The 26,185-nt window shown below is 60.0% G+C and carries 23 protein-coding genes; 8 read left to right on the forward strand and 15 right to left on the reverse strand.

What is annotated here, in order from left to right; translation table 11 throughout:
- Nucleotides 1–29 precede the first annotated feature (29 nt).
- The 6 genes from KIK84_RS09260 to KIK84_RS09285 are packed head-to-tail and all read right to left on the reverse strand — an operon-like array spanning nt 30 to nt 5,926.
- Nucleotides 30–806: a 1,6-dihydroxycyclohexa-2,4-diene-1-carboxylate dehydrogenase gene (locus tag KIK84_RS09260; RefSeq protein ID WP_214122776.1), complete on the reverse strand. Its 777-nt coding sequence runs from the start codon at nt 804–806 to the stop codon at nt 30–32.
- Nucleotides 803–1,846 carry a benzoate 1,2-dioxygenase electron transfer component BenC gene (gene benC, locus KIK84_RS09265; RefSeq protein ID WP_214122777.1) on the reverse strand — a complete coding sequence of 348 codons (1,044 nt, stop codon included), beginning with the start codon at nt 1,844–1,846 and terminating at the stop codon, nt 803–805. The genes KIK84_RS09260 and benC overlap by 4 nt, the downstream gene beginning before the upstream one ends.
- A 17-nt stretch (nt 1,847–1,863) precedes the next feature.
- A complete protein-coding gene (benB, locus tag KIK84_RS09270) occupies nt 1,864–2,355 on the reverse strand; it encodes a benzoate 1,2-dioxygenase small subunit (protein ID WP_214122778.1) in 492 nt (163 codons plus the stop codon).
- The gene (locus KIK84_RS09275; protein WP_214122779.1) at nt 2,352–3,722 is read right to left on the reverse strand and encodes a Rieske 2Fe-2S domain-containing protein; all 1,371 of its coding nucleotides are present in this window, start codon (nt 3,720–3,722) and stop codon (nt 2,352–2,354) included. Before KIK84_RS09275 ends, benB begins: the two co-directional genes overlap by 4 nt.
- 27 nt (nt 3,723–3,749) lie before the next feature.
- The gene (gene catA, locus KIK84_RS09280; protein ID WP_214122780.1) at nt 3,750–4,685 is read right to left on the reverse strand and encodes a catechol 1,2-dioxygenase; all 936 of its coding nucleotides are present in this window, start codon (nt 4,683–4,685) and stop codon (nt 3,750–3,752) included.
- Between the two features lie 44 nt (nt 4,686–4,729).
- Complete coding sequence (locus KIK84_RS09285) at nt 4,730–5,926, reverse strand: muconate/chloromuconate family cycloisomerase (RefSeq protein WP_214122781.1); 1,197 nt, start codon at nt 5,924–5,926, stop codon at nt 4,730–4,732.
- 143 nt (nt 5,927–6,069) lie between these two features.
- Between KIK84_RS09285 and KIK84_RS09290 the strand changes: the two genes are divergently transcribed.
- Nucleotides 6,070–7,086, forward strand: coding sequence for a LysR family transcriptional regulator (locus KIK84_RS09290; protein ID WP_214122782.1), 1,017 nt, complete (start codon nt 6,070–6,072; stop codon nt 7,084–7,086).
- Nucleotides 7,087–7,095: 9 nt separating this feature from the next.
- Here the strand turns inward: KIK84_RS09290 and KIK84_RS09295 are convergent, their stop codons facing one another.
- Nucleotides 7,096–7,899: an IclR family transcriptional regulator domain-containing protein gene (locus tag KIK84_RS09295; RefSeq protein WP_214122783.1), complete on the reverse strand. Its 804-nt coding sequence runs from the start codon at nt 7,897–7,899 to the stop codon at nt 7,096–7,098.
- Nucleotides 7,900–8,019: 120 nt separating this feature from the next.
- Between KIK84_RS09295 and KIK84_RS09300 the strand changes: the two genes are divergently transcribed.
- From KIK84_RS09300 to pcaF, 3 genes are read left to right on the forward strand one after another with little or no spacing between them, the layout of a single operon-like run.
- A complete protein-coding gene (locus tag KIK84_RS09300; RefSeq protein ID WP_214122784.1) occupies nt 8,020–8,736 on the forward strand; it encodes a 3-oxoacid CoA-transferase subunit A in 717 nt (238 codons plus the stop codon).
- Nucleotides 8,737–8,738: 2 nt separating this feature from the next.
- Nucleotides 8,739–9,386 (forward strand): 3-oxoacid CoA-transferase subunit B, encoded by a 648-nt coding sequence (locus KIK84_RS09305; protein ID WP_214122785.1) that lies wholly within the window; start codon nt 8,739–8,741, stop codon nt 9,384–9,386.
- 12 nt (nt 9,387–9,398) lie between these two features.
- Nucleotides 9,399–10,601 carry a 3-oxoadipyl-CoA thiolase gene (pcaF, locus tag KIK84_RS09310; protein ID WP_214122786.1) on the forward strand — a complete coding sequence of 401 codons (1,203 nt, stop codon included), beginning with the start codon at nt 9,399–9,401 and terminating at the stop codon, nt 10,599–10,601.
- Between the two features lie 186 nt (nt 10,602–10,787).
- Here pcaF and KIK84_RS09315 read toward each other — a convergent pair whose 3' ends face one another.
- From KIK84_RS09315 to KIK84_RS09325, 3 genes are read right to left on the reverse strand one after another with little or no spacing between them, the layout of a single operon-like run.
- Nucleotides 10,788–11,645 carry a methyl-accepting chemotaxis protein gene (locus KIK84_RS09315; protein ID WP_250207868.1) on the reverse strand — a complete coding sequence of 286 codons (858 nt, stop codon included), beginning with the start codon at nt 11,643–11,645 and terminating at the stop codon, nt 10,788–10,790.
- An 18-nt stretch (nt 11,646–11,663) separates the two neighbouring features.
- Nucleotides 11,664–12,215, reverse strand: a complete 552-nt coding sequence (locus tag KIK84_RS09320) for an SRPBCC family protein (RefSeq protein ID WP_214122788.1) — start codon at nt 12,213–12,215, stop codon at nt 11,664–11,666.
- A 30-nt stretch (nt 12,216–12,245) separates the two neighbouring features.
- Nucleotides 12,246–13,721, reverse strand: coding sequence for a benzaldehyde dehydrogenase (locus tag KIK84_RS09325; RefSeq protein ID WP_214122789.1), 1,476 nt, complete (start codon nt 13,719–13,721; stop codon nt 12,246–12,248).
- A gap of 291 nt (nt 13,722–14,012) precedes the next feature.
- On the opposite strand from KIK84_RS09325, the gene KIK84_RS09330 reads away from it, so the two are divergent.
- The 3 genes from KIK84_RS09330 to KIK84_RS09340 all read left to right on the forward strand — a co-directional run bounded on the left by KIK84_RS09330 (nt 14,013) and on the right by KIK84_RS09340 (nt 20,745).
- Nucleotides 14,013–15,920, forward strand: coding sequence for a sigma-54-dependent Fis family transcriptional regulator (locus tag KIK84_RS09330; RefSeq protein WP_214122790.1), 1,908 nt, complete (start codon nt 14,013–14,015; stop codon nt 15,918–15,920).
- Between the two features lie 679 nt (nt 15,921–16,599).
- Nucleotides 16,600–19,425: a bifunctional diguanylate cyclase/phosphodiesterase gene (locus KIK84_RS09335; protein WP_214122791.1), complete on the forward strand. Its 2,826-nt coding sequence runs from the start codon at nt 16,600–16,602 to the stop codon at nt 19,423–19,425.
- A 42-nt stretch (nt 19,426–19,467) separates the two neighbouring features.
- Nucleotides 19,468–20,745 (forward strand): DEAD/DEAH box helicase, encoded by a 1,278-nt coding sequence (locus tag KIK84_RS09340; protein WP_214122792.1) that lies wholly within the window; start codon nt 19,468–19,470, stop codon nt 20,743–20,745.
- Nucleotides 20,746–20,749: 4 nt separating this feature from the next.
- Here KIK84_RS09340 and bioD read toward each other — a convergent pair whose 3' ends face one another.
- The 5 genes from bioD to bioB are packed head-to-tail and all read right to left on the reverse strand — an operon-like array spanning nt 20,750 to nt 26,059.
- Nucleotides 20,750–21,424 carry a dethiobiotin synthase gene (bioD, locus tag KIK84_RS09345; protein WP_214122793.1) on the reverse strand — a complete coding sequence of 225 codons (675 nt, stop codon included), beginning with the start codon at nt 21,422–21,424 and terminating at the stop codon, nt 20,750–20,752.
- The gene (gene bioA, locus KIK84_RS09350; protein ID WP_214122794.1) at nt 21,421–22,764 is read right to left on the reverse strand and encodes an adenosylmethionine--8-amino-7-oxononanoate transaminase; all 1,344 of its coding nucleotides are present in this window, start codon (nt 22,762–22,764) and stop codon (nt 21,421–21,423) included. The genes bioD and bioA overlap by 4 nt, the downstream gene beginning before the upstream one ends.
- The gene (gene bioF, locus KIK84_RS09355) at nt 22,761–23,921 is read right to left on the reverse strand and encodes an 8-amino-7-oxononanoate synthase (RefSeq protein ID WP_214122795.1); all 1,161 of its coding nucleotides are present in this window, start codon (nt 23,919–23,921) and stop codon (nt 22,761–22,763) included. Before bioF ends, bioA begins: the two co-directional genes overlap by 4 nt.
- 12 nt (nt 23,922–23,933) lie before the next feature.
- On the reverse strand, nt 23,934–25,085 hold the full coding sequence (locus tag KIK84_RS09360) for a cytochrome P450 (RefSeq protein ID WP_214122796.1): 1,152 nt from the start codon (nt 25,083–25,085) through the stop codon (nt 23,934–23,936).
- On the reverse strand, nt 25,085–26,059 hold the full coding sequence (gene bioB / locus KIK84_RS09365; protein WP_250207899.1) for a biotin synthase BioB: 975 nt from the start codon (nt 26,057–26,059) through the stop codon (nt 25,085–25,087). Before bioB ends, KIK84_RS09360 begins: the two co-directional genes overlap by 1 nt.
- Here bioB and KIK84_RS16600 point away from each other — a divergent pair.
- Entirely contained in the window at nt 25,958–26,185 is a 228-nt protein-coding gene (locus KIK84_RS16600) for a hypothetical protein (RefSeq protein WP_250207904.1), read from the forward strand. The two genes, bioB and KIK84_RS16600, sit on opposite strands and share 102 nt — an antisense overlap.

A 26,185-nucleotide genomic window follows, 5' to 3' on the forward strand; every position in this document is an offset into this window, starting at 1 on the left:
GTCTCCTTTTGTTGGGTTTGTTAGTTGCTTCAACCCTGATCGCCGCCACCTACCGGCAACACGGTGCCCGTGATGTAAGAGGCGCGTTCAGAGGCTAGGAATAGGATGGCTTCGGCCTGCTCATCAAGCGTGCCGTAGCGTTTCATGAGGGTGCTGGAAACGGTCTGATCTACGATTTGCTGGTACCAGGCCTTGTCCTTGCGGCTGGGCGCGGCGGTGTTGCGCGGTACACGGCGCGGTGGGGCCTCGGTACCGCCAGGGGCTACGGCGTTGATACGGATGCCGCGCTCCCCGTTTTCGAAGGCCAGACATGCCGTAAGCGCGTTGACGCCGCCTTTGGCAGCGCCGTAAGGCACCCGGTTGACACTGCGGGTGGCAATGGATGAGACGTTGACGATCGCCCCCTTTTTCTTCTTGAGCATGTACGGCAGTACTGCTCGGCAGCACCACAATGTGGGGAACAGCGAGCGGCGCACTTCGGCTTCGATTTCGTTCGGGGCGTAGTGCTCGTAGGGCTTAGTCCATATGGTTCCGCCCACGTTGTTCACCAGCACATCGATGCGACCAAAGGTTTGAATAGCCTTGGCAGCCGCTTGTTCGGCGCCTTCGAACTGTTCCAGATCAGCCTCCATGGAGACGACATCATTGGTAGCTGACAGGCGATCGCGCACCTCGTGTACCAGTGGGGAGCGGTCCACGAGTACGAGGCGTGCCCCGCGCTCGGCCGCCAGTTCGGCCACCCGCTCGCCGATGCCTTGGGCAGCTCCGGTGATCAGCATCACCTGGCCTTTGAATTCTTCCGTCATAGTGCGGGCTCCTGGTGTGCCGTAGCTACGGCCGAGGCCGTAGGCGCAAATTTTTCGTAGTAAAAATGGGCGGGTTGGATGGCCTGCACCACAAAGTGCTTTTGCACTGCGTCAACCATTGCGGGGGGGCCGCAGAGGTAGACATCGACGTTGCCGGCGTGCAAAACATCGGGCTGCATGTGCTGCGTGACGAAACCCTGGCGCGGATGCTTGGTGGCCGCATCGGCCACACAGGTGGTGAATGTGAATAGCGGAAAGCGGCTGGCAAAATTTTCCAATTGATCAATCCGCACCAGATCCTGGTCACGCGTGACGCCGTACACAAGGTGAACTGGTTGGGTGAGTCCTTGCGCTGCCAGTACTTCCAGCATGGACAGAAACGGTGCCAATCCGGTTCCTCCGGCCAACAGCAGCAAAGGTCGCGTAACCGGGCGAAGGTAAAAACTACCCAGCGGACCGATGATTTGCAGTGATTGCCCTTTCTGCGCACCGTCCAGCCATGTGCTCATCAGCCCTCCGGGTACGTTTTTGATCAGAAAACGCATGGATGCGCTGCCCGGTGCCGAGCTGAACGAATACGAACGGTGCTGTGCTGTGCCGGGCACGCCAATGTTGACGTACTGTCCTGGCAGGAAGCTGGGTGCGTCGGGCCCGCATCCCAGTACCAGCTCAAACGCCGCGTCGCCAAAGCGCACCACGTCCTGCACGGTTGCAGCGGTTTGCGCCGTGCCGGTTTTGCAGGCCGTGGAAGGCACCGGTACCGCAATCACGCAGTCTGAGCGCGGCACCATCTGGCAGGTAAGCACCAGTCCCTGATCCGCTTCATCTTGGGTCAGCGCGTCCTCGATGTAATCGTCTCCCATGTCATAGGAGCCGCTTTCCGCACGGCACTTGCAGGTGCCGCACACGCCGTCCGAGCAGTCCATAGGCAGGTTGATGCGTTGTCGGAAGGCGCTGTCGAGTACTTTCTCTGTGGCTCCGCAGTCGATGAAACGGGTTACCCCATCCTCGAAGTTGAGTGCAATGCGGTAGCTTTTCATACTGATTGCTCCCGGATTCAGATGTGGTAAATGTCGATGACCTGACGGATGTAGTCGTCCTTCAAGACGATCTTCTTGCGCCCGATCAGGTAGCTGCCGTCAGCCTGTACCCGCAGGGTCAGAAAAATCGTTCCAAAGTAGTGGTCAGTGATGCGGTAGCGGTGGCTCAGCGTGTGAAAGTTGTAGCGCACCTCGACGCTGTCGCCCTGTGCCGCCAGCACTTCCACATTGCTCACCATGTGGCTGGTGCGGGGCTCCGGCATCGATGCGCTCGAGCGTTCAGTCTTGATGCGAAACACCCGGTCTTCCAACCCGTTACGGTTCGGGTAATAGATCAGCGATATCTGGCTTTGGGGGTCTTCGGTGAGCAGGTCGTCGTCGTCCCAGGAAGGCATCCAGTATTCGGCGTCGGGCGCGTAGAGGTTGAGCCACTCCTCCCAATTGCGGTCATCGAGGTAGCGCGCTTCGCGATAAATGAAAGCGCAGATTTCTGCGTAACGGGCGTTCATTGCGATTCTCCTGCGCGTTCGGCTGCAACGGCTTTGCGCATGGTTTGCGCCCAGTAATCGTGCTGGCACACAAACAAGCCTTCGTCTTCGCTACGGCCGCCGCTGAGTAACGGGTTCATGCCCATGGCCTTGGCGTTTTCGTCTGGGCCTTGTATCCACAAAGGCGCTCCCCGGCTCAGGTCGTTCCAAGGCGCGGCTTTACCTGCATAGCCGACTTGGCAGGAACGGAACTCCTCGAGATCGTCGGCAGTACCCATACCGCTGACGTTGAAGAAGTCCTCGTACTGGCGAATGCGGGTGGCGCGGTCTTCGGCACTCTCTCCCTTAGGGGCGAAGCAGTAAATGGTGATTTCTGTTTTGTCTACGCTGATTGGACGGGTGACCCGGATTTGCGTCGAGAACTGATCCATCAAATACACGTTCGGATACAGACACAAATTGCGCGTCTGGCTCACGATGAAATTGGTCTTGTCCTCGCCCAGACGTGCTTTGATTTCGTCGCGTTGATGGAAGACCGGGCGCACCTCGGGATTCATGGTCTTGGTCCACAAGAGAATGTGGCCGTTTTCGAACCCATACACCCCACCTACGCTCTTGCTCCAGCCATTGGCATCGACCGCCTTGGTGCCGCCCTCCTTGCGCCGACCCATGGTAGCGGCGTAGTTCCAGTGAACCGAACTCACGTGGTAGCCATCGCTGCCGTTTTCCATTTGCAGCTTCCAGTTGCCGTCGAAGGTATAGCTGGAATTGCCGCGCAGCACTTCCAGGCCGTTGGGGGCCTGGTCGACGATCTGGTCGATGATCACTTTGGTGTCGCCCAAAAAATCGGACAGGGGCTGCACGTCCGGGTTCAAGCTGCCGAACAGGAAGCCCTTGTAGCTCTCAAAGCGCGCTACCTTCTTGAGGTCGTGCGAACCCTCCGTGTTGAACTGGATCGGGTACTCGGTGGTCTTCTCGTCCTTGACCTTCAGTAGTTTGCCATTGTTACTAAAAGTCCAGCCGTGGAACGGACATGTGAAGCTGCCCTTGTTGCCGTGCTTCTTGCGGCACAGCATGGCTCCGCGGTGGGCACAGGCATTGATCACCGCATTCAGGGTGCCGTCTTTGGTGCGTGTGATCACGATGGGCTGGCGCCCGATAGTGGTCGTGAAGTAGTCGTTGATCTCCGGAATCTGGCTTTCATGGGCTAGGTAGATCCAGTTGCCTTCAAAGATGTACTTCATCTCCAGTTCGAACAGCGCAGGGTCGGTGAAGATGTCGCGTCGGCAGCGGAAAACGCCGTTGGCGTGGTCGTCCTGAAGGGCCGAATCCAGCAGCTTCTCGACGTCACCGCTGATGGGTGCGGAAGTGGTCGTGGTCGTGGTCATAGCGAGTCCTTGAAACGGGGCCCTGCTTCAGGCAGCCAAGCGGGGGCGGTTGACCAGCTGGTTGTCTACGCCATTGACCAGCGCGCTGAGCGAGATGTCAAACACGATCTCAGAAAAGGGGCCCTTGAGGCCATGGGCCTGGATGCTTGCGGCGTCCGTCCGCTCTACGAGTGCGGGTACTAAGCCTTCACGGGTGGCGTAGGCGAAGTCGTCGTTCACCAGAGGGTCGCCGTCAATGTTGATCTGGGTCGTCAGCTTGCGGTGCCCTGGAGCAGTGACGAAGAAGTGAATGTGGGCAGGGCGATTGCCATGGCGACCTAGCTGGTTAAGCAGCGCTTGAGTCGGGCCATCTGGGGGGCAGCCGTAGCCGTGGGGCACGATACTTTGAAACTTGTAGCGGCCCTGCGCGTCGGTGATGATGGTGCGGCGCATGTTGAAGGCTTTTTGCTCACCCGTGGGGTCGAAGTGTGAATAGAAACCCTTGGTGTTGGCGTGCCAGACTTCAACCTTGGCGTTCGGCAGGGGCTTGCCATCGGCACCGCGAACTGTGCCGTGCATGATCAGGGTATGGCCAGAAGCGTCGCTGCCGTCGTCGAGGCGGGCAAAGCCAGACGCCTCGGGAGCTCCAGCGACGTAGAGAGGGCCCTCAATGGTGCGGGGCGTACTGTTGACAATGCCCAATGCTGCATCTTCTGCGTCCATGCGCATGTCGAAGTAGCGATCCAAGCCCAAACCTGGAGACAGCAGACCTGCTTCGCCGCGTTCGCCGAGCTGGTTCACGTAGGCAATGCCTGCCCAGTACTCGTCGGAGGTGATGTTCAGATCTTCAATCGCTTTGAACAAGTCGGACAGCAGACGGTGGACGATCTGTTTGGTGCGGGCATTGCCGCCAGATTGCGTCAGGCCACTGGCCATGCGCAGGAAATCCTGGACTTCGGTGGTGTTGAAAATTGTTGTGCTCATGGTTGTCTCCTATGGCTGGTGGTTGAAAAATTCGAGGGGGAAAATCAAGTGGACGTGACTGCCTTTGCACTGATGCGTGTGCGGCTGACATCGCGTCGGAAATGGCGAATTCGGTCTTCATCGAGTTCGATACCCAAGCCCGGACCATCGGGTAACTCGAGGTGGAAGTCCTGGTAATTCAGAGGCTTGGCCAAGATCTCTTCGGTGATCAGCAAGGGCCCGAACAATTCGGTACCCCAGCGCAATTCGCGGAAGGTAGAGAAAACATGGGCCGAGGCGATCGAACCAACGGCACCTTCCAGCATCGTTCCACCGTAGAGGGCGATCTGCGCTGCATCCGCAATAGCGGCGACCTGCTGGGCTGCCTGCAATCCGCCGGACTGTTCAGTTTTGATGGCAAACACGTCGGCCGCGCCAGCCTTGGCGAGCTGAAAGGCGGTCGCCGGTCCCATCAAGGACTCATCGGCCATGATGGCAATCGGGTAGCGTCCCTTGATGCGGGCCAATGCGTCCGGGTGTGCTACCGGCTGCTCGGCCAATTCACAGCCAGCGTCCGCCAGCGCAGCCAGGCCATGCCGAGCTTCCAGTTCGGACCAGGCCATGTTGACGTCTACCCGGATCGATGCTTGGTCGCCCAGTGCCTTCTTGATGGCGGCGACGTGTGCTACATCTTCACGCACGGACTTGCGTCCGATCTTGAGCTTGAAGATCTGGTGGCGGCGGATGGACAGCATGTGCTGGGCCTCTTCGATGTCGCGGCCGGTATCGCCGGATGCTAGGGTCCATGCAACAGGCAGGCGGTCATGCAGGCGTCCACCCAAAAGCTCTGACACTGGCAAACCGACACGGCGGCCCAGTGCATCGAACAAAGCAGTTTCTACCGCGCACTTGGCGAAACGGTTCTCGCGAATCATGGTGTTCAGCGCAGCCATTAGTGCGGATACGCGGTTTGCGTCGGCGCCAAGCATCAGCGGCGCGAAGTAGGTGTCAATCGCCAGTTTCATGCCTTCTGGAGATTCGCCGCCGTAAGCCAGGCCGCCAATCGTGGTGCCCTCGCCCACACCCACGGTACCGTCGGAGCAATGCACGCGCACCAGCATCAGCGTTTGGCCATTCATCACTGCCATCGACAGTTTGTGTGGGCGAATGGTGGGTAGATCCAGCAGCAGGGTCTCCACTTTCACGATGGTGGCAGTGGCTTCTGCGGAACGGCTCTGTAGCGAGGAGGGTAGATGTTGCATGGGCCATATTGAAATTCAGCCCGCAGTTTTGATCCAAAACCAAATAGGTCTGATTCAATACTAAAAAGGTATAGTCATAAATATTTCTGTTATAAATCAACTATTTATGCTTCATAAAAGCTTCTCTGGTATGGTATTCACGTATGGACTTACGCCAGTTGCGCTATTTCGTCGCCGTAGCGACCACTAAGAACTTCACTCGGGCTGCCGAGCAGGTACACATCGCCCAGCCTCCTTTGAGCCGCCAGATCCAGCAACTGGAGGATGAATTGGGTGTGCAGTTAATCCAGCGCAACAGCAGGCCTTTGCGGCTGACCGAGGCGGGGCGACTGTTTTACGAGCAGAGCCTACAAGTGCTTCAAAAAGTAGAGCAGATGAAAACCGGCGTTCGCCACGCTGCGAGCGGAGAGCGTCAGTCCATATCGATCGCCTACGTGGCATCCACGCTCTACGGGGGCTTGCCTATGCTGGTGCGAATGTTCCGCCAGCGGTATCCCGATACCGATGTGCACTTGGTCGATCTGGGTTCTGTACAACAGATGGCTGAGCTCAAATCAGGGCGCATCGACCTTGGCTTTGGCCGTGTGCGCACACGTGACGCCTCTGTAGTGCGGACTGTATTGCGTGAGGAGCGATTGGTATTGGCGTTGCCGCCGAGCTCACCACTCGCAGCGAGTCGGGGGCGCATTGCGCTCAAAGAGATTGCCCAAGAGCGATTGATCGTGTTTCCCAAAGAACCGCGGCCCAGTTATGCCGACCAGGTATTGAGCTTGTTGCACGATCATGGGATACGACTGGCCGAGGTGCATGAAGTGCGGGAACTACAGGCGGCCTTGGGGTTGGTCGCCTGTGAGATGGGGGTGTGCATCATTCCGGCAGCGGCGCGCTTGCGCTCCGACCTAGTCTACCGATTGATCGAAGATGAGCGCGCGACGTCGCCGGTTATTCTCAGCCATCGCTTGAACGATGACTCGTGGTACATCGGCGCAATCAAGGAGCTGATCAGTGAGATGTATGCACAAAAGCCGCCTTGGCTCGACGTAGAAACCAACGAATTCCCTGCGAATGGAACCATACGCAAATCGGGAGCGAAACAGGGGGCATCCGCCGTACGTAAACCGCGCGCCCGGACGCCTAGCAAGACGCCCCGTGAAAGCTGATGGGATGGTTCAGGGCTGCGCCCCGAGCATTCTGGAAATTGTTTGTGCGGCAGACAGTAGCGGGGTCAGCATGGTGTCTTGCATGAGCTGGGCATTGCTGCGGTTGGCCTGCCCACTGATGTTCAGTGCACCCAGCGTCTGCCCTTGGCGGTCTTTGATCGGGGCAGCCATGGAAATTAACCCTTCTTCCAGTTCCTGATCCACCAAGGCCCAGCCTTGCCGGCGGACCTGTGCGATGCGCTCCATGAGCTGGTCGATGTCTACCACGGTCGATTGGGTGCGTGCCACGGGGGCCGATGCCTGCAAACGCTGGCGCAGTTCGTCGTCGGGCAGGCTGGCCAGCAGCATCCGCCCCATGGATGTGCAGTACGCCGGTAGGCGTGAACCGACACCCAGGTTGATCCGCATGATCTTCTGTGTTGGCACCCGTAGCACATACACGATGTCCGTTCCGTCTAGCACGGCCGCTGAGCAGGACTCTTTGACCTGTGCGACCAACGACTCCATAACGGGCTCAGCCAAGTTCCAAAACGACAAAGACGACAGGTACGCAAAGCCCAGATCCAGTATCCGTGGCGTGAGCTGGAACAGACGCCCGTCGTTGTGCACATAACCCAGTGTTTGCAAGGTCAGCAGGATGCGCCGCGCGCCGGCGCGAGTCAGGCCAGCCCGCTCGGCAACCTCGCTGAGGGTCTGCTGCGGTGACGCAGCGCTGAACGTCCGAATGACTGTCAGCCCCCGCGCCAGCGACTGCACGTAACTGTCCCCTGGTTCTGGGGGGGAATTGGCGTCGTCAGTCGAGGGTGTTGTCATCGTTATTGCGGTACTGGGATTGCCAGATTGTAAAAGTGCTCCTAAAATTCTATAAACGAACAAATGTTCTAATTACGAACAAATCAAAACTCGCACTGTGGGTTTTTCTGGAGCAAATGAATGATTAATAAGATCGCTTTGTCGGTCGCTGACGCGCTTGTCGGCATTCAAGACGGTGCAACGGTCATGATTGGCGGCTTTGGCACCGCCGGAATACCCAATGAACTGATCGACGGTCTGATCGAATACGGAGCCAAAGATCTGACGGTTGTGAACAACAACGCTGGCAATGGCGAAATGGGACTTGCTGCTCTGCTGAAGGCCGGCCGTGTGCGCAAGATCATCTGCAGCTTTCCCCGACAGGCAGACAGCCAGGTATTTGATGGGCTGTACCGCAGCGGAAAACTGGAGTTGGAACTGGTGCCTCAGGGCAATCTGGCCGAGCGTATTCGTGCCGCAGGCGCTGGTATCGGAGCATTCTTCTCGCCTACTGGGTATGGAACCGAACTGGCCAGACAAGCGGATGGGACTCCACGCGAAACACGGGAAATCAACGGTAAGCAATACGTGCTGGAAATGCCGATCCACGCGGACCTGGCTCTGATCAAGGCAGAAGCTGGTGACCGATGGGGCAACCTGATCTATCGAAAAGCCGCGCGCAACTTCGGCCCGGTGATGGCCATGGCCGCACGCAAGACCGTAGCCACGGTGCACGACGTGTTAGAGCTCGGAGAAATGGATCCGGAACACATCGTGACGCCGGGTATCTTTGTGCACCAGATCGTCAAAATCGACCGCGTGGCCACACAGGCCGGCGGCTTCAAGAAAGCAGCCTGACCATGAGCTACCAAGCACGTACCAAAGACCAGCTAGCCGCCCGCGTAGCGCAAGACATCTTCGACGGCGCCTACGTTAATCTCGGCATCGGCATGCCGACCTTGGTTGCCAACCATATCCCAGCCGAACGGGAAGTTGTGTTGCACAGCGAGAATGGCATCCTAGGGATGGGTGCTGCACCCGAAATCGGACATGAGGACTACGACTTGATTAACGCCGGCAAGCAGCCGGTGACCTTATTACCGGGCGGTGCCTATTTCCACCACGCTGACAGTTTTGCCATGATGCGTGGGGGCCACCTCGACATATGCGTCCTAGGAGCGTTCCAAGTGTCTGTCACAGGTGACCTTGCAAACTGGAGCACCGGGGAGTCAGGTGCTATACCAGCGGTAGGCGGCGCGATGGATCTCGCCATCGGCGCCAAGCAGACCTGGGTGATGATGGACCTGCTCACCAAAAAAGGCGAAAGTAAAGTAGTGGCGCAATGCAACTACCCACTCACCGGCATTGGCTGCGTGAAGCGTATTTATTCAGACCTCGCTACGCTGGCATGTACCCCTCAAGGTTTGAAGCTTATAGACATCGTCGATGGGCTCGCGCTGTCCAAACTCGAAGCCATGCTTGGCCTAACCATACAACCCCCTCTTTGAGAGCCAATTGCCATGAATCATGCCTACATATGCGATGCCATTCGCACTCCCTTCGGACGCTACGGCGGCTCACTGAGCAGTGTGCGCGCCGATGACCTTGGCGCAGTACCCCTGCGAGCATTGATGGAGCGCAACCCCCAGGTCGACTGGGAGTCCATCAACGATGTCATTTACGGCTGCGCCAATCAGGCTGGTGAAGACAACCGCAACGTTGCCCGCATGTCTAGTCTGCTGGCAGGGCTGCCCTTGCAAGTGCCAGCTTCCACCGTTAATCGCTTGTGCGGTTCGGGCTTGGACGCAGTAGGTACCGCAGCACGTGCGATCAAGTCTGGAGAGGCCCGGATGATGATTGCGGGAGGCGTGGAGAGCATGAGCCGCGCACCCTTTGTCATTCCCAAGGCTGAGAGCGCGTTTAGCCGTGCCAACACGATTTACGACACCACCATTGGCTGGCGCTTTGTGAACGCGCTGATGAAGTCACGGTACGGTGTCGATTCCATGCCGGAAACCGCCGAGAATGTGGCGATCGCATACAGCATCGAACGCGATGCGCAAGACAGCATGGCATTGAACAGCCAATTGCGTGCCGTTGCAGCCCAGCATGCGGGCCACTTGGCCCGTGAGATCACGGCCGTCATGGTTCCGCAGAAAAAAGGCGAAGCAATCAAAGTAGACCAAGATGAGCATCCGCGTGCTACGAGCATGGAGGCACTGGCCAAACTCAAGGGCGTTGTACGCCCGGAGGGCACGGTCACTGCGGGGAATGCCAGCGGCGTGAACGACGGCGCGTGTGCCCTCTTGCTGGCCAATGAGTCGACCGCCATCCAGAATGGCTTGATCCCGCGTGCCCGAGTCGTTGGCATGGCGACCGCCGGGGTGGAGCCGCGCATCATGGGCATTGGTCCCGCGCCTGCCACCATGAAGGTGCTGGAAATGACGGGTCTGCAGCTCGCCGACCTAGACGTCATCGAGCTTAATGAAGCGTTTGCAGCCCAAGGCCTGGCAGTTCTGCGCCAGTTGGGCCTGCCGGACGACGATCCACGGGTTAATGCTTGGGGCGGCGCAATCGCGCTCGGCCATCCCTTGGGTGCATCAGGGGCTCGTTTGGTGACAACTGCCGTAAATCGGCTGCACCACCAGGGTGGTCGCTATGCGCTGTGCACCATGTGCATCGGTGTGGGACAAGGCATCGCCTTGATCCTTGAGCGGGTCTAGCACACATGCGTGGTGATGCACGGCAATCTGTAGTGCATCACCGGATAAGCATCGACGCAGATACCGCTATTTGCGCAGGTTGATGACGGGATGCAAAAAAGCCGGACTGGGATGAGGTGGCTCAATCGACACCAGCTTCGAGGAGTACGGCACCAAGCTCGTACAGGGCGATGCCCGAGACATTCCTCAGATATCGCGGCGCATGGCTTCCAGCACCACCTGCTGGGCCCGCAGGTCGGCGAACACTGCTGCCACTGTCTGAACCCGCTGGGCTGCCCCGTTCTGGATATCGGTGAACACTTCGTGCACTGCAGCACTGTGTGTGATTCCTCGGGCGCTAACCTGCTTCATCTGCTCCACCTGGGCCTGTGCCCCAGCGCAGGCCGAGGACAGGGCTTCAGCTAGGCGACCTATTTCCGCCGCAGCGTCGTCAGAACGGCCTGCCAGCATCTTCACCTCACCCGAAACAACGCTGAAACCCTTGCCAGTCGGGCCGGCACGCGCCGCTTCGATGGCGGCATTGATGGCCAATAGGTTGGTCTGCCGGGCAATCTGCTTGACGTCTTCCACCACAGCGCTGATACGGGCTGCACGCCGTTGCAGGTCATCGAACGCTTGCGAAGAGTCGCGCAGGTGCCGATCCATCTCGGCAATGGCGCCTCTCAGCTCATGCATGGTGGAGGCTCCTTGCTCGACGCGACCACCCGAGCGACGGGCCAACTCAGTGGCAGCTTCCATTTTTTCGACGCAAGCCGCGACCAGTTGACCCAAGCGAACCGTCTGCTCGCTTGTTTGATCCTCGTTGGCATTGGTTGGGGGCGGTGCATTCGGCTCCGTCGCTGGCGTACCCGGCAACGTTGCCTGGTCGAGCTCCACTGCAGACGTGCCGCGCCATCGTACCCAAGCCACCATGCAGGTCACCAGAGCGGCCACGTGCACCCAGGGTGACACGGGGCCCGCCAATAACCCGAAAAGAGACAGCGCGAAGAGCAGCAACAGGGCGCCGTTCGTGCGAAAGCGTGGGGCCATCATCGACTGCTTCATGCGCTGCTCCATGGCCGATTACTTCGAGGTCAGAGAGACAATGTTGTCAAGCCCTGCTTTGAAGACGCCCTGTACCAAACGGATCGTGGCGGCGTCGTCCTGGTCAGGCTTGGGCGTCTCTTCCGGGCGCTGGAACTGGCCTGTCCATTTGACCACCGAGCCACCATGAGGAGCCGGCACGACCCACATCTCACCCACGTAATTGGAAAGCGGGAGATTGGTCTTGATGATGCGGTACTTGAACCAGCGCTTGCGCTCGTCATAGGCCAGCAATTCGCTGATGACAAAGGCACCCGCACCCTTGATTTGGAACTCCCGCACCGCCAGCGGCTTACCGTTCTGACCTACCAGCAGCACGGTGTTCTCGGTGGCCGGATGCCATTTGTGGATGCTGTCGAAGTCCTTGAACGTGTCCCAAGCCTTCTGCGGCGGCGCCTTCAGCGTGATCTCGTCCTTGTACTTGAGCAGCGGGCGCTCGGCGTATGCCGAGACGGCGGTGCAAAGCAACGCGAGAGCGACGCAGGCATTGCCTGCCAGACGGCGGGTGAGGGGGAAAGTGTTGGTTTTCATGAGAGTCTCCTTTGTTATTTGGGTGATGGGTCAGAACGGATAGGTGATCGGTGCTTCCATTACGCTCACCCATTGGGTCTGTGTGAACTCGTCTAGGTTGGCCGGTCCGCCAAAGCGCCCACCGTTGCTGGAGGCACCCATACCGCCGAAAGGCACATGGAACTCGTTGTTCACGGTCTGGTCGTTGACGTGGACCATGCCACTCTTCAGGCGCTGCGCCAACGAGACGCCGCGCGGAATGTTGCGTGTGTGCACTGCTGCGGTCAGGCCGTAGTGCGAGCTGTTGACGAGTGCCACAGCTTCCTCGTCGGTGTCGAACACCGTGATGGGAGCCACTGGGCCAAAGATCTCGTCGGTGAAAGCACTCATTGTCGGGCGCACACCGGTCAGTACCGTTGGCCAGTAGTAACGACCTTCGCGACGGCCGCCGGTCACCAACTGGGCACCACTGCGAACGGCGTCGTCCACCATTCCCTGCACACGCTCGGCCTGGCGGTCATTTATCAGCGGCCCTAGGTGCGCCGGGCCGGCATGGGGGTTGCCGACGTGCAGTGCCTGCGCACGTGCCGACAACAGTTGCGCGTAACGGTCGGCCACGCTGCGATGCACCAGATGGCGACCCGCCTGCATGCAGATCTGGCCTTGGTGCAGGAAGGCACCCCAGGCGCCACTGGAGCTGGCGGCGTCGAGGTCTGCGTCTTCGAGCACGACCAGGGCGTTGTTGCCGCCGAGCTCAAGGATGCACTTCTTGAGCATCTGACCGCAGGTCGAACCGATGCTGCGGCCGACAGCGGTCGAGCCAGTGAAAGAGATCATGTCCACCAGCGGGTGGCGAACCAGCGCGTCACCGGTCGCTGGCCCTCCTGGCAGCATTTGCAGTACGCCCTCAGGCAGACCAGCGTCGGCAAAAAGTTGTGCGATGAGTGCACCGCCGATCACCGGCGTCTGCACATCGGGTTTGAGAATGACCGCGTTGCCCAGCGCCAGCGCCGGTGCCACTGATCGCATGGCCAACAGCAGAGGGAAGTTCCAAGGCGCGATCACGCCCACGGTGCCGATTGGCACACGCCGCCAGTGGTTCGTGCGGCCTGGCATGGAGGACGGGAAGATCTGACCGATCGGCTGCATCGGCAACGCGGCGCACATCGATAGCTGTTCGCGCGTAGCCTGCAGTTCCCAGCCTGCTTTGGGGCCGATGGAACCCGCCTCGCGCACGTTCCAGTGCTGGAACTCGTCGGCGCGCTCGGCCAGCAACTGTTCGGCGCGGCGCAGCACGGCGGCGCGCTGGTCGAAGGGTGTAGCGGCCCAAGCGGGCTGGGCCGTAGCCGCCGTCCTGGCGGCGCGGTCCACGTCCTCGGCGTCTGCCAGACCAATGGTGGCGAGCAGATCGCCGGTGGCGGGTTCCCTGACCTCCACCGTGCCGCCATTGGCAGTTTGCCATCCTGCTCCGTAGATGCGTCCGGCCCAGGGGGCCGCGGCGATGTCGCTGTTCGTTCTTGCGTTCATTCGGTTGTCTCCTGTTGATCGCGGCACCGTGCCGCAGATGCAGGTCTTGTTGCAATCGCTGTGCCACGGGTGATTGCAGATGAACTCGTGCCCGTATTCCCCTCTGTAATGGGCGGCGTGAGGCATGCTCTGGGGGGCGCGTATGTCGTCTCAAAACGAGACGACAGTTGCGAGACGAGACGGGCGTGCCAACTGTGATACGGAGTTTCCTCATTGACGCTAAGCGGATTCAGATGTGTGATACGGCTTAAATCTCACCAGTCTTACCGAGCTAGGAGTACAACCTTAACCATGCCGCACGCGCAATACCATCCTCAGACCATCTGGAGTGCACGCAAAGCCTTTTTCGAGCAGGGCGTGGCGCCTGTGGGCTTGGTCAATGAGGCGGTGGTGCGTTCGTGGCGCCGCTGCAGCGACAGCGGGCATGCGGTGGGAGAACCGGTGGCTTTCGAGGCAGTCGAACGGGCGCACGTCTCACGCCTGTTGCAGAGTCATCATGAGCTTCTGGAGGCAGCGCAGCCTGAGCTTGCGGACTTGGCAGCATCGGTGGGTGATGCCGGCTACGCAGTACTGCTGACCGACCAAAGCGGCAGCGTACTGTCCGTAGACGGCGCGATCGCTCAGCGCAGCGTGCCACTGCGGCTCGCTTTCCGGCCTGGTGTAGACCTTTCGGAAGCGGCGATCGGCACTACCGCGATGTCCGTGGCGGTTCAGGAGCTGCAGCCGGTGCGCGTGCTCGGCGCCGAGCATTTTTTCATCGATACGCAAATGTTCCATTGCAGCGCGGCACCAGTTTTCGATGCGCACGGTAATGTGATCGCAGCCGTTGACGTCAGTCGTGATATGCCTGGCATGGTAGACAGTACGCTGTGGCTCGCAGCACGCTGCGCACAACGCATCGAACGCAGGCTGTTTCGCACTTTGCGCGCCAGTGTGCATGTCGAAATCGATGCTGGTAGCGGCTCCTGCAGTGGAGCGGCAGGCAGCGGTGCATGGCTGGCTTTTGGGGACTCGGGTGAGCTGATAGCAGCGAACCGTGCTGCTCGCAGTCTGATCGGATTGCCGTCGGGTGGGCTGGAACTTCACTTTGATCAACTCTTTGTCGAGCGCTTCGGGTCATGGATGTCGGCTCTGCGTCGCTGCGAGACGGGCGTGCCGTTGCGACTTCAGGATGGCGTCCGGTTGCTCGCCATACCGCTGGACGCGCGTGGCGCGGGGCGAGCGGGCGCGCCGCCTGCACGGACTGTCTCAGTGGCAAAGCCGTCATCTGTGACGCGGTCTACGTCGGTGCCTGAGTTCGGCGATGTCCGCCTCATGCGCGAATTCGAGCGAGCATTGCGTGCGGTCGCCGCTGGCTTGCCGCTCCTCGTGAGTGGTGAAACTGGAACTGGCAAGGAGGTTACAGCGCGCGCCCTGCATGCTGCTGGAGCGCGTTCTGGTGGTCCGTTTGTGGCCCTGAACTGCGCCGCCTTGCCGGGTGAGTTGCTGGCCAGCGAACTGTTTGGGTATGTTGAGGGCGCCTTCACGGGAGCACGGCGCGGCGGCGCGGCGGGCAAGATCGAGGCGGCGAACGGTGGCACGCTGTTCCTCGACGAAATTGGTGACATGCCACTGCCGCTTCAGGTGTCGCTTTTGCGCGTTCTCGATGGCAAGGAGGTCGTGCGGCTGGGCTGTCACAGTCCGCGCCCGGTGGATGTAAGCTTGGTTTGCGCCACCCACCGCGACTTGGCCGCGTTGGTGCAACAGGGCCAGTTCCGCGAAGATCTGATGTATCGCCTGTGCGGCCACACTTTGCACCTTCTGCCACTGCGCGAGCGACGCGACTTCGATACCGTGCTCAATGCGCTTCTTGAGCGCTTCGGTGGCGATCCGTCCCGCATCGACGGGGCGTTGCGTACCGCGCTCAGAGAACGTCCGTGGCGCGGAAATCTTCGCCAACTCGCTAACGCCGTGCAGCGCGCCGTGGCGCTTGCAGATCCTGGCAGCGGTTTCACGCTCGATGACTTCGGTGACTTTGAAACCAAGACCGCGCCTGATGTATCCAGATCGGACGCTGGTCTGATGTACGCTGTTGCTGTCCAGGCTATTGACGCTGCTCTGCAACGCTGTGGCGGCAACGTGACTCAAGCGGCACAATTGCTCGGCATGGGGCGCGCTACGCTGTACCGCAAGCTCAAACAGCGTTCAGTCAACCTGTGACGGAGGCATTGCGGTGCGAACGTGATCCGCAACAGCCTGATGGAAAGGGCAATCATCACATGCTGACGCTCCAGCAGTTGTGTCTGCGGCAGGCGATGTGCAATGCCGCGCTGGAAAGCTCCTCCACATCGACAGAGAGTCCAGACCTTCGCACAGGAAACGACCTGAATGGCCAGTTTGTCATTCACGAAAACCTTGAGTTCGGCGTGGGTCGATTCGGCATCAGCACCGCGGTGGCCCCCGCAGCCACAGGAAACGTGAGGGCTTGCCTAGGCCATAGGCGTAAAAGAGCTTCGCTGGGCTGAAGCAGATATCTTCGACAGTGAGCTTCAGAATCCGCTTCTCCTTGAGCTTGCAGGTTCAGTAGGGGGCATGCGAGTGCACGGTGCCCTTGGTGTGGTCGCACCTCGTGCGAGCTCGCCTACGGACAAGCGGCACCGACCAGCTACGCCCCGGTGAGCCCCTGCCGCTATCGCTGCTTTACAGCACCGCGCATGGACTATTCGCTGCACCGCCTGCGCCACTACATCGGCACGCGGCCAGAGTATTTTCAGAACTTTATCTGTGTGAGTGACAAGCTGCGCAGTTTTGGCGAGGTAGCCTTCCAATGATGGACGCCATGCCAATACGGTTTACAGTATTGCGGTAACCATATAGCCACCACAGCGATAACCAGAGCATGCAGCCCACAGACACCGATACATCCGCACATGGGGGGATAGATGGGGCTGTCATTTGGGCTGCAATTGAAGCATTTCCCTATCCCATTCAAATAGTAGATGAAGCGCACCGCTTCATCTACGCCAATGTGGCGACCGTGCAGGCTTTGGGCTATAGCCACGATGAATTGCTGCAAATGGGGCCGGCAGACATCGACAAGGACATACTGCAAGACTTTTGGCAGTATTTCCACTCAGCCACGCCTGGCACGGTGTTTGGCATTGATGCCCACCATGTGCGCAAGGATGGGCGTCAGATGCCGGTGCGCGTCAGCGGTGCCATCATTGTGGTCAATGGCAAGCGTTATGGCATGGCCATGGCAGAGGACGCTAGCGACAAGATTTCCTTGCGCACCCAGTTGGAATTGCGGGAGATTTACCAGCGCACCTTGCTCAACAACTTTCCGTTTGTGGTGTGGCTCAAGAATCGCGATTCGCGCCTGACTGCTGTGAACCAGCAGTACGCGCACTTCATGGGTAAAACTTCCACAGCGGATTTCGAAGGCAAAACTGACTTCGATTTTTTGCCCAGCGACGAAGCCGCACGCTACCGCGAAGAAGACCTTCGCGTGATGCAAACAGGTGAGCACTTCTACAAAGAAGAGCATTACGTCAAAGATGGCAAAGAAGTTTGGATGGAGTCGTGGAAAGCACCCATCCGTTTCGAAGATCAAGTGGTTGGCACATTGGGCTATTCGCACGATGTGACGGAGCGCAAAGAGATTGAGAACAAGCTGCAAAAAAGCCTGGCCTTGCTGGAGGGGGTGATCAACGCCTTCCCTGATTTCTTGTATGAAATGGACGAGAGCGGTCGCTTTGTGAATGCATGGATGCACAACGCGGAGTTGCTCAAGCAAACCCGGGAAGTGGTTCTTGGGCAGAGCGTAGGCGATATTTTTTCGCCAGAAAACGCCCGTACCGCTATGAGCGCGATCGAGGAAGCCAAACTCCAAGGCACTTCCTTTGGCAAGGTACTGCGTTTCGATTCATCCAAAGGAACCCGGTGGTTTGAGCTGTCCTTGGCCCGCTTGCCCTTGCGTGAAGGTGCGCAGCACTACATAGCCGTGTCGCGCAATGTGACGCAGCACATGCATATGCAGGCCACACTGGAGCGGCAGGAGCACGAATTTCGCACCTTGGTGGAAAACTCTCCCGATTCCGTGGCCCGTTTCGATGCCGCTTTGTGTTGCCGTTATGCCAATCCCAGTTTGCTGCGCACCATCGGTGCCAGTGAAACCATTTTGCGTGGCTTGAGCGTGCGCCAGCTCTTCCGTGGTGAAGCAGGGGCCCTGATGGAGCAACAGTTGCAGCAGGCTGTTGGCCAAGGCCAGCCCATGGAGTTTGAATTGACCAGCGTGGGCCCGCAGCAAGAAACCCGGGTCGCCCTCATCAGCCTGACACCCGAATTCGATGCCAGCGGGCAGGTGGTCAGCGTGCTCATGGTGGGGCGCGATATCAGCGAGTTGCGCGCCTACCAAGACAAGATCCACCAGATGGCGTTTTATGACGCGCTCACCGGGCAACCCAACCGCGTGCTGTTCAATGACCGTCTGCAGCAAATGTTGGTTGATTCGGCTTACCACGGACAGAGTGCGGGTGTCATGATGGTCGACTTGGATCGCTTCAAACACGTCAATGACACCATGGGCCACGCTGCTGGCGATGCCTTGCTGGCGCAAGTGGCGCAACGCCTGAACCAGTGCGTACGCAGCTACGATACCGTGGCCCGCATGGGTGGGGATGAATTTGGCATTTTGCTGCCTCGCATTCGCACCGGGGAGCATTTGGCGCGTGTTGCCTCCAAAGTGCTGGCGTCATTTGCCCAGCCCTTTTGGCTGGTGGGCAAAGAGTTTTTTGCCACAGGCAGCGTGGGCATCGCCGTGTACCCGCAAGACAGTGGCACCCCTGAAGAACTGGTGCGCTTCGCCGACTCGGCCATGTACCACGCCAAGCGCGCTGGGCGCAATGGCTTTAGCTTTTACTCCAAAGACATGACCGATAGCGCCCAACAGCGCTTGTCGCTGGAGTTGGATTTGCGCCGTGCGCTAGAGCGTAAAGAGCTCAGCCTGCACTACCAGCCCAAGGTGGAGCTAAGCAGTGGTCGCGTGGTGGGTTGCGAAGCTTTATTGCGCTGGAAGCACCCCGTGCGTGGCATGGTGTCACCACTTGAATTCATCCCCGTGGCAGAAGATGCGGGCCTGATCAATGACATTGGCATGTGGGTACTGCGGGAAGCCTGCAAAACCGCCAGTCTGTGGAATGCGGGGCAAGAATGCCCCCGCCAGATGGCGGTCAACCTCTCAGCGCGCCAGTTGCAGCAGCCCAATTGGCTGGAGCAGGTGGTGCAGATATTGCAAGAAACGCACTGCCGCCCCGAGTGGTTGGAGTGCGAAATCACCGAAAGCCTGTTGCTGGACGAAGATAGCCGCAACATCCACATCCTGCAGTCATTGCGGGCTATGGGTATCAGCATCGCTATTGATGACTTTGGTACCGGCTACTCTGCGCTGGGGTATCTCTCGCGCTTTCCCATAGACACCTTGAAGATAGACCGCAGCTTCATCCAAAGCGTCACTACCGACCGCTATCGCGCTGAACTGGTACGCTCCATCCTTTCGATTGCCCGCTGTTTGCAGCAAGAGGTGGTGGCCGAAGGTGTGGAAACGGCTGAGCAAGCCAACTACCTGTTAGCCCAAGGCTGCCAGTTGGTGCAGGGGTATTTGTTTAGCAAACCGCTGCCAGCCGCCGATCTGTTGGCACTGCCCTTGAGGCTGCAACCGCTGTAGCCTTGGCTGCAGTGCATTCCTCTACTCAACCTGTTTCAACCTATGCCGTTTGCCGCTCTTGGCCTGTCTCCTGCGTTGGCGCAAGCCTGTGCCACTTTGGGTTTTGCCCAACCCACTCCCGTACAAAGCGCCACTTTGCCAGCGGCCTTGGCAGGCCGCGATGTGCTGGCCAGCGCCCAGACCGGCTCGGGCAAGACACTGGCATTTGGACTGCCCCTGCTGCAACGCCTGCAGATGGCCGCCACGCCAGCGCTGTTGGCACCCAAAACCGCGCCGCGTGGTGTGGGTAGCTTGGTGTTGGCCCCTACCCGTGAGTTAGCCCAGCAGGTGCGCGCCGTGCTGGCTGAACTGGCCCACGCCGCAGGCTTGCGCGTGCGCATCGTCACAGCCGTGGGCGGCGTGTCCATCAACCCGCAAATGATGGCCTTGCGCGGTGGCTGCGACGTGCTGGTGGCTACACCTGGGCGTTTGCTCGATTTGGCGCAACACAACGCCATCCAGTTGCACACCGTGGGCCTCTTGGTGCTCGATGAAGCCGATCGCTTGCTGGATCTGGGCTTTGCTGCGGAGCTGCAAGACGTGTTGCAACTGCTGCCGCGCCAGCGGCAAACCGTGCTCACATCGGCCACTTTCCCGACGGAGGTAGAAAACTTGGCCAACAGCTTGCTGCGCGACCCGGTGCGTGTGCAGGTGCAGGCCGCGCAAGCAGCCCCTGTCACCATCGTGCAGCGCGCCATTCGGGTCGATGCCAAAGCGCGCACCCAGCTGCTGCGCACCCTCATCGAGCGCGAGCAGTGGGGTCGGGCCTTGGTCTTTGTGGCCACCCAGTACGCGGCCGAGCATGTGGCTAGCAAGCTGTTCCAAGCAGGCGTTCGCGCCGCGCCATTCCATGGCGAATTGAGCCAAGGCGCGCGCCAAGCAGTGCTGGAGGATTTCAAAGACCAGCGCTTGGATGTGGTGGTCACCACCGATTTGGCTGCACGCGGCATCGATATTCTGAAGTTGCCCGTAGTGGTCAACTACGACTTGCCACGCTCCACCACCGACTACACCCACCGCATTGGTCGCACGGGCCGCGCCGGTGAAGCCGGGTTGGCGGTGAACTTCGTCACTGCCGATGCACTGGCGCATTGGAAGCTGATTGAAAAACGCCAAGGCATGGCCTTGGCGTTGGAAGAGGTGGCTGACTTTGCTCCCACTGAGGTGGTGGTGCCCGTGGTCATGCCCACGGGGCCGAACAATGGCGGCGTAAAAGGCAAACGCCCGAGCAAGAAAGACAAGCTGCGCGCAGCAGGCTTGTTGCCCCCACTGCCGCAGTAAGACGCTAGCCCAGTAGGGGGAGCTGGGTGAAGCGGACTGCTGCCGCATTGATGTCCGTGCTCCACGGCAGGCGAGCCAGCAACGGGGCGTGCAGGCGTGCCTCCAGACTTGCGATCATCGCATCGCGGCAGGCTTCTGTCGGATCGATCTCATTGGCCACCCAACCCAGCAACTGCAGTCCGCGCGCTGCGATGGCAGCTTGGGTCAGCAGCGCATGGTTGATGCAGCCCAGTCGCACGCCTACCACCAGTACCACCGGCAAGCCCAACTGCAGAACCAGATCATCGGAATTGTGGTGTGCATCCAGTGGCACCATGAAACCACCAGCACCTTCGACCACCACCATGTCGCATTGCCCGCGCAACTGCGTGTGGCAGTACGCTAGATGATCGAGATCAATGCACACGCCTTGCTCGGCTGCGGCAATATGCGGCGCCGTAGCCCGCAGCAGCAGATAGGGATTCACCCATTCCTGCGGCGGGTGCGTGTTGGCTGCGGCCATTAGGGCTTGCACATCCTCGTTGCACCAGCGCTGGCCGTCATGAAAGGCCCCTGAGGCAACCGGCTTCATGCCGCTCACACGCAGCCCGGCAGCGGCATATTGGTGAATCAGAGCCGCTGCTACCAGAGTTTTTCCCACACCTGTATCTGTACCAGTGACGAAGAGACTGCGGCTCATGGGGCCTCCAGCGTGGCAATGAGTGCCTGATGCAATTGCTGCCCGAGCCAATCGGCCTGATCGGCGCTGAGGATGTAGGGAGGCATTACGTAGAGCGTGGTGCCGATGGGGCGGATCAGTACCTCGCGCTGCGCCGCCTCGACTGCCATGCGGTGCGCAAAGCGGCTTGCCGCTTGTGCGTCATCGATGGCCACATCGCAGGCCCAGATCATGCCCCGCTGGCGCACGTGGCGCACCTGCGCATGCTCGGCCAGTAGCTGCATGGATGCCCCCAGCACCGGGGCGAAGGCTCGGTTGTGCTCCAGCACCTGTTCGTCGGCAAAAATCGCCAGCGTCTCCAGCGCCGCCCGACAGGCCAGCGGATTGCCGGTATATGAGTGTGAATGCAGGAAGCCGCGCCGCACATCGTCGTCATAGAAGGCCGCATAAATGCTGTCGCTGGCCATCACCAGCGACAACGGCAGGTAACCGCCGCTGATGCCTTTGGACAGACACAGCAAATCGGGCCAGACACCTGCCTGCTCACAGGCGAAGAAGCTGCCTGTGCGCCCGCAACCAACGGCAATTTCATCGGCGATCAGATGCGCTCCGTAGCGATCGCACAGGGCGCGCAGGCCGCGCACGTAAGCAGGGTCATGCATGGCCATGCCGGCTGCGCATTGCACCAAAGGTTCGACGATGACGGCCGCTATGCATCCCTCGCGCTGCTGCAACAGACGTTCCACATCGGCCAGTGCCCGCCTGGTTACATCGATGGCACCTTCACCGGGGTTTGCCTGGCGTACATCGGGTGAGGCAGCGATATGTGCCGGGCGCAGCAAGGCCTCGTAAGCGTGCCGAAACAAGGGTGTGTCGGTCACTGCCAGTGCGCCCACGGTCTCACCGTGATAGCCCCCGGCGATGCAGATGAATTCATTCTTGTGGCTTTGTCCCGCATTGCGCCACGCGTGCACGCTCATCTTCAGGGCGATTTCCACAGCCGATGCCCCATCGGAGGCATAGAAGCAATGGCCCAGTGCATGCTGGGTCAATGCCGACAACTGCTCTGACAGGGCTACCACCGGCTCATGCGTAAAACCTGCCAGCATGGCGTGTTCTAGCCTGCTGAGTTGGTCTACTAGAGCGGCATTGATGCGTGCATGCGTATGGCCAAACAGGTTGACCCACCAAGAGCTGATGGCGTCAAGATAGCGGCGTTCTTGGCTGTCGTAGAGCCACACGCCGTGCGCGTGCGACAGCGCAATTGGCGGGGTGACTTCGTGGCGGCGCATTTGTGTGCAGGGATGCCATACGCTGCGCTGGCTGCGCGCCATCAGATCGTGCTCATCACAGAGGTTCATGCGTGGTGCTCCTGTGCGGCGCGTCTCAGTGCCTCGGCCAGTTGGCTGATGTGGCTATCGGTATGCAGGGCCGACAGGCTGATGCGCAGCCGTGCCGTTCCCTTGGGGACGGTCGGCGGGCATATTGCCGGCACCCACAGACCCTCGGTGCGCAGGCGCTGTGAAAGTCTGCGGGCGAGATGGTTGTCCCCCACGATGAGCGGCTGGATGGCCGTGTCTGACGGTAGCAGCGACCACGGCAGTCCGGTCAGTGCTGTACGCAGTTGAGTTGCTAGCTGGCGCAGGCGTTGGCGTCGCCATTCCTCGCGCACGATGATGGACAAGCTGGCCGAGGTCGCGGCGGCTAGGGCCGGTGGATTGGCTGTGCTAAACATGTAGGTACGTGCGCGCTGCATGATCCACGCCAGCAACCCGCTTTCGCCAGCGATGAAAGCGCCAGCCACCCCTGCCGCCTTGCCCAGTGTGCCCATGAGCAGCACATGCGGTGCCTGTACCCCAGCGGCTGCTAGGCTGCCGCGACCCTGCGGGCCCAGCACGCCCAATCCGTGGGCATCATCGACCAGCAGCCAGGCGTCGTGGCGGGCACACACGGCTGCCAGATTGGCCAGCGGTGCTGCATCGCCATCCATGCTGAACACCGCATCGCTGACCACCAACTTGCGTGGGCTGCTGCAACGCGCCAGCACCTGTTCTAGGCGTGCTGCGTCGTTGTGTGGAAACACTTTCAGGCTGGCTCCTGACAAACGTGCGCCATCGATCAGGGATGCATGGCTAAGGCGGTCTACCACCACCGTGTCGCCCACGCCAACAAGTGCGCCGATCACGCCCAGATTGGCCATGTAGCCATTAGAAAAGGACAGCGCCGCAGGCTGGCCGCAGAAGGCAGCGAGATCGTGCTCTAGCTGCTCTTGTGCGGCGCTGTGGCCGCTGATGAGCGGCGAGGCGGCAGCGCCCATGCCGTACTTATGCAGCGCTGTAGTGGCCGCAGCCACGATTTCCGGGTGATTGGCCAGCCCTAGGTAATCATTGCTGCAGAAAGACAGTAGCTGGCTGTCCTCCACCTCCAGATAAGGCCCTTGTGGACCCGCTACCACGCGGCGCGTGCGCAGCAGTCCCTGGCTGGCCAACTCGGCCAGCGCTTCGTGTGTATCCATCATGGTGAACTCTTTCTAGAAAACCAGCGCTAGACCTTGCAGTGCGCGGTAGGCCCCAGCGGGCTGCCAGATGGGCGGCTCATTGCCCAGTGCTAGTGTGGGAAAAGCGCGCATCAGAGCGCCGAAGGCGATTTCAGCTTCCATTTGTGTAAGCGCCGCGCCCAAGCAGACATGCGGCCCCTGGCCGAAGGACAGGTGCATTCCCTCATCGCGGCTGATATCGAAGCGACCTGCGTCGCTGAAGCGGCGTTCATCGTGATTGGCTTGACCAATATGCAAAATGGCCAGTTCACCCCGGCGTAGCAACTGACCATGGAGCTCTACATCGTCCAACAGGCGCCGACCGGTGTATTGCACCGGGCTGTCGTAGCGCAGCATTTCGCGCACGGCGTTGCGCAGCCCTTGCGGGTGCGCTTGCAGTGCGGCCCATTGCTCAGGATGGCGCAGCAGCGCCAACAGTCCATTGCCTAGCAGATTGCGTGTGGTTTCGTAGCCGGCAAAGAGCAGGGTGCTGCACTGCGCCAGCAGTTCAACCTGTGTAATGGCTTGCTGCTGCTGGGCCTCTAATAATCTGACCGCCAGGCCGTGCGGATCTAGTTGCGTGGGCGTTTGCAGTACCTCGGCAAAGTAGTCGCACAGCGCCTGCATGGCCTGTTGCGCGGCCTCAGTTAGGGCAGTGTCGGGTGTAGGGCTGCCAATAAAGGTGGCCAGATCGGCGGCCCAGTCGATGAAGGCTTGCGGCCCCCGTGCTGGCAAGCCCATCAGGCTGGCGATTACCTGTGCTGGTAGCGGTCTGGCAAAGCGCGAGACGAAATCAAATCCCTTGCGTGCAGAACCATCCTTGGCGATATCGTCTATCAATGCGTCGGTCAGGCGGCTTATGACGGGAGCCAGTTGGGCCAGTTGAGCTGGCTTGAAGCCGGGCTGTAGGATGCCGCGCAAACGACGGTGTGCGCGGCCATCGAGAAACAGCAACGAGCGCGAGAAAATGCGCTTAAAACGCAGTTGTGCATGCGAGTCCGCGGTGTGAAGCCCCAGCCCGCTGTTGATCCAGCGTGCCGCCCGACGTACCGAAAAACGCGGATCGCGCAAGGCATGGGCCACTTCGTCGTAGCCACTGATGATCCAAGCGCCGCCGCAATGCGCGCTACTCCATTGCACTGGCATCAGGGATTCGCCGTCCTTGCGGGAGCCGGGTTGATGCCCAAGCGGGCCAGCAAGTCCAGATCGGAGGAGACCGGTGCATTGGGTGTGGTCAGCAGCTTGCTACCTAAGAAGATTGAATTGGCACCTGCTGCAAAGCACAGCACCTGGGTCGCTTCGCTCATGCTCTCGCGCCCTGCTGACAAGCGGATGACCGAATGCGGCAAAGCGATGCGAGCGGCAGCAACGGTGCGCACGAATTCCAACTCATCCAGCGCCGGCACATCTTCCAGCGGTGTGCCTGCAATCGGTACCAAGTGGTTGATCGGCACCGATTGCGGCGGCACTGGCAGGCTGGCCAGTTGCGCAATGAGTCCGGCGCGCTGGCGGCGGCTTTCACCCATGCCGATGATGCCGCCACAGCAGACGTTCAGCCCCGCGTTCTGAACCTGTTGCAGGGTATCCAGGCGATCTTGGTAGGTGCGGGTTGAAATGACTTGGCCGTAGAAATCGGGAGCGGTGTCAAGGTTGTGGTTGTAGTAGTCCAAGCCAGCCTCCTTGAGTGCCTCAGCTTGGGCCTGCTCCAGCATGCCCAAGGTCATGCAGGTCTCTAGACCCAAGGCGTGCACTTCGCTGACCATGGTGGTCAGTGCTGCCATGTCACGCTGCTTGGGATTGCGCCAAGCCGCCCCCATACAAAAGCGTGTCGCCCCTTGGTCGCGTGCGGCCCGAGCGGCTGCCACAACGTCCTCCACTTCCATCAGTTTGCCGGCGGGCACGCCAGCCTCCTTGTGGTGGGCTGACTGCGAGCAATAGCCGCAATCCTCGGCGCAGCCGCCGGTCTTAATCGACAGCAGGCTGGAGAGCTGAACCTCGTTGGCCACATGGTGTTGGCGATGCACGCTCTGCGCCTGAAACAACAGATCAAGAAAAGGCAGTGCAAAAAGGGCTTCGATGGCGCTGGTGTCGGGGCGCTCCTGTCTGGGCAGGAAATGCAGTGGCGCACCTGCTTGGGGGACTGCTTGGGAATCGCAAAGGCGCATAAAAAATCCGTGGCTGAAGTGAAAAATAGAAAATATCGTCCTGCTTCATTCTATTTGCCGCTAATTTGCGCCAATAATTAA

The sequence above is a fragment of the Curvibacter sp. CHRR-16 genome, assembly GCF_018474005.1.
GTDB lineage: Bacteria > Pseudomonadota > Gammaproteobacteria > Burkholderiales > Burkholderiaceae_C > Allorhodoferax.

Bases quoted from the DNA above. Each gene is read 5' to 3' on its own strand.
- KIK84_RS09360 (WP_214122796.1), bottom strand. From the start codon at position 25,085: ATGCCAGTGCAATGGAGTAGCGCGCATTGCGGCGGCGCTTGGATCATC.
- KIK84_RS09305 (WP_214122785.1), top strand. From the start codon at position 8,739: ATGAGCTACCAAGCACGTACCAAAGACCAGCTAGCCGCCCGCGTAGCG.
- KIK84_RS09300 (WP_214122784.1), top strand. From the start codon at position 8,020: ATGATTAATAAGATCGCTTTGTCGGTCGCTGACGCGCTTGTCGGCATT.
- KIK84_RS09275 (WP_214122779.1), bottom strand. From the start codon at position 3,722: ATGACCACGACCACGACCACTTCCGCACCCATCAGCGGTGACGTCGAG.
- KIK84_RS09295 (WP_214122783.1), bottom strand. From the start codon at position 7,899: ATGACAACACCCTCGACTGACGACGCCAATTCCCCCCCAGAACCAGGG.
- KIK84_RS16600 (WP_250207904.1), top strand. From the start codon at position 25,958: ATGCACGCTCTGCGCCTGAAACAACAGATCAAGAAAAGGCAGTGCAAA.
- bioA (WP_214122794.1), bottom strand. From the start codon at position 22,764: ATGAACCTCTGTGATGAGCACGATCTGATGGCGCGCAGCCAGCGCAGC.
- catA (WP_214122780.1), bottom strand. From the start codon at position 4,685: ATGAGCACAACAATTTTCAACACCACCGAAGTCCAGGATTTCCTGCGC.
- KIK84_RS09325 (WP_214122789.1), bottom strand. From the start codon at position 13,721: ATGAACGCAAGAACGAACAGCGACATCGCCGCGGCCCCCTGGGCCGGA.
- bioF (WP_214122795.1), bottom strand. From the start codon at position 23,921: ATGATGGATACACACGAAGCGCTGGCCGAGTTGGCCAGCCAGGGACTG.
- KIK84_RS09315 (WP_250207868.1), bottom strand. From the start codon at position 11,645: ATGAAGCAGTCGATGATGGCCCCACGCTTTCGCACGAACGGCGCCCTG.
- KIK84_RS09330 (WP_214122790.1), top strand. From the start codon at position 14,013: ATGCCGCACGCGCAATACCATCCTCAGACCATCTGGAGTGCACGCAAA.
- benC (WP_214122777.1), bottom strand. From the start codon at position 1,846: ATGAAAAGCTACCGCATTGCACTCAACTTCGAGGATGGGGTAACCCGT.
- KIK84_RS09290 (WP_214122782.1), top strand. From the start codon at position 6,070: ATGGACTTACGCCAGTTGCGCTATTTCGTCGCCGTAGCGACCACTAAG.
- KIK84_RS09335 (WP_214122791.1), top strand. From the start codon at position 16,600: ATGCAGCCCACAGACACCGATACATCCGCACATGGGGGGATAGATGGG.
- benB (WP_214122778.1), bottom strand. From the start codon at position 2,355: ATGAACGCCCGTTACGCAGAAATCTGCGCTTTCATTTATCGCGAAGCG.
- bioD (WP_214122793.1), bottom strand. From the start codon at position 21,424: ATGAGCCGCAGTCTCTTCGTCACTGGTACAGATACAGGTGTGGGAAAA.
- pcaF (WP_214122786.1), top strand. From the start codon at position 9,399: ATGAATCATGCCTACATATGCGATGCCATTCGCACTCCCTTCGGACGC.
- KIK84_RS09260 (WP_214122776.1), bottom strand. From the start codon at position 806: ATGACGGAAGAATTCAAAGGCCAGGTGATGCTGATCACCGGAGCTGCC.
- KIK84_RS09320 (WP_214122788.1), bottom strand. From the start codon at position 12,215: ATGAAAACCAACACTTTCCCCCTCACCCGCCGTCTGGCAGGCAATGCC.
- KIK84_RS09285 (WP_214122781.1), bottom strand. From the start codon at position 5,926: ATGCAACATCTACCCTCCTCGCTACAGAGCCGTTCCGCAGAAGCCACT.
- KIK84_RS09340 (WP_214122792.1), top strand. From the start codon at position 19,468: ATGCCGTTTGCCGCTCTTGGCCTGTCTCCTGCGTTGGCGCAAGCCTGT.